The following is a 2,100-nucleotide window of genomic DNA, read 5'->3' as shown; positions in this document are numbered from 1 at the left end:
CTGAAATGCGCTTTGATGGTATTAATATTCATGGTCGCTCCCCAAAAGAAGAGCATAAGATCACAGACCGTGCTTCAGGTCAAATTTAACCTTGCGTTGTACAAGAAATGTTCATGATCTTGCCCTGGATTTTGCCTTGTTGGTTAGTTGGAATGGTTTCATTTTCTTTCTTCGCTATCTAGTTCACTGATAAACGAATCGAGGTCATAATCAGCCATACCACTTTCTTCACCTTCAACGAGCAGTTGTCGTAAAGTGTTCATTTTCGTTTCTTGTGTTTCGAGTAAACGTAGAGCGGAACGAATTACTTCACTTGCTGAGCCATAGCGTCCACTTTGGATTTGGCTACTAATGAAACCATCAAAGTGGTCGCCGAGAGTGATGCTAGTATTTTTAGCCATTGTAATCTCCTAATACCAAATAGTACCTAATTATGGTATTAACTTGAGGTAATCGCAAGTGGCGCATAACAAACTGTTTAAGAGTGATTCGCAACGCGTGGCATTTTTACTATGCGTTGTGTTTGGTGTTTGGTGTTTAAGGCGGTATGCGGAAGCTTCGGTATTGCGTTGCTCACACCTTAACAGGGCGTTATGCTTAATCACCAAAAATTAGTGGTTTATCTTTTTTCTTTGTTCCCTCGTCTGGTTAGTTTTGAGTTTGTCGGCAAGTTTGTTTCAGTGGGCGCTGTTTTCTGGACACTTATTCTTTGGCGCTGGAAATTCAGAGCGTTGCCTCAATCAATTTTCGGGCAAGCGTGAGGTTAGGGCGGTTGGCTCAATCAGAAGTTTGATTTTAGGTTTTTCGGCTTTATCTGCCAAAGTTCAAAGTCTGATTTTCAAAATTATGAGTCATTTCAGTATTTTGGTTTTTGGCTTTTGTTTGTGAGTTAAAGCTGAGTTAATCTCAGTTTGGTAAAACATAAGTCATTGAAGCTTAAGCATAACAAAGCGTTCAAGAGGGATTCATGCCGCGTGGCATTTTTGGTATGCAGTGAATTTTGGTGGTGAAAGTGGTTTGCAGAAAGTTGGTTTATGCGGCATTCACCCCTTAACGCGGCGTTATGTTTATCGGAGAAGTTCATGGTCAATTGGCCTTGTATTCTGAAATTAGATGGTGACGATGAGCTTGTTTATTTGGGTTCTGAAGCTGATTTGAATAGCGAGTGTGTGGATTTGATCATTAGTCCAAGCGATCGAGTCATTGATTCTGAAGGTTTTGTCTATTCAATTGTTTCAGATGGCTCAGTAGTTCACTTGATTGGAAACTCAATCCAGATTTCAGCAGAGGAAGCATCTAGATTTATTCAACGTCATGAGTTCTGTTTAGCGGAAGTCTGTTTGACAAAAATTCAGTTTGAAACAGTCGCTGAAGCATTTAACTGTCTGAAATCTTAGGCTAAATAAACATAACAAAGCGTTAAAGAGGGACTTGGCACGCGTGGCATTTTCAGTTTGCGGTAAGTTTAGTGGTTAAGGTGTGATGCGGTCACTTTTGTATTGCGTGCCTGCGCCCCTTAACGCGGCGTTATGTGACAGGAGGTTATTTTGATTAATGAAGAAGACTTTAATGTAAGCAACACTACCTTCACGTTTAAAAAAGACGAATATCCTTTGTCAAAAATTAAAGGTGCAAGGGTTAAAACAAACACATTTCAGGATCATGCTTTGCGTATTGTTTGCATTGGTCTAGTTGTTGGGAGTGTCGTATGGATGATATGCCCAGAGTCATTTGGATTATTTACAGCACCATTTGCATTAACAATGGGCATGATTTCAGCGTTGTTTTCAGTTAGGAAGTACGAATTACAAGTTGAGTTTCAGCATGTTGATGAAACTGGTTTGCAATGGGTATCCGTAGCAAAGACAAATAACCAAATGGTTAAAACGTTGTTTGAAAAACAAGCAAGTAGACTACTTGGCCAAGTCACATAACAAAGCGTTTAAGAGGGATTTGGCCCGCGTGGCATTTTCGGTTCATCCGGAAAATCGATACCTGAATGGCTTTTCTGATACCATATCGCCAAAAATAGCCAGTTAATGTCAACTTCACTTCTTTACCATCGCTTTGGAATACGCGGCCCTTTCCATTATTGCTCTA

At 40.2% G+C, this 2,100-nt stretch carries 3 protein-coding genes; 2 read left to right on the top strand and 1 reads right to left on the bottom strand.

The annotated features are described in order from the left end of the window. Positions 1-158 precede the first annotated feature (158 nt). Positions 159-401 carry a type II toxin-antitoxin system ParD family antitoxin gene (locus tag UF06_RS01225; protein ID WP_017045414.1) on the bottom strand — a complete coding sequence of 81 codons (243 nt, stop codon included), beginning with the start codon at positions 399-401 and terminating at the stop codon, positions 159-161. A 681-nt stretch (positions 402-1,082) separates the two neighbouring features. Here UF06_RS01225 and UF06_RS01215 point away from each other — a divergent pair. Beyond that, positions 1,083-1,397, top strand: coding sequence for a DUF4144 domain-containing protein (locus tag UF06_RS01215; RefSeq protein ID WP_045568817.1), 315 nt, complete (start codon positions 1,083-1,085; stop codon positions 1,395-1,397). Positions 1,398-1,547: 150 nt separating this feature from the next. Further along, positions 1,548-1,934: a hypothetical protein gene (locus UF06_RS01210; RefSeq protein WP_045568816.1), complete on the top strand. Its 387-nt coding sequence runs from the start codon at positions 1,548-1,550 to the stop codon at positions 1,932-1,934. Positions 1,935-2,100: the final 166 nt, after the last annotated feature.

Source organism: Vibrio sp. S234-5 (assembly GCF_000960595.1).
In the GTDB taxonomy this organism is placed as follows: domain Bacteria; phylum Pseudomonadota; class Gammaproteobacteria; order Enterobacterales; family Vibrionaceae; genus Vibrio.
Note: the sequence above shows the minus strand (reverse complement) of the source record. Positions and strands in the feature narration are given on the sequence as shown.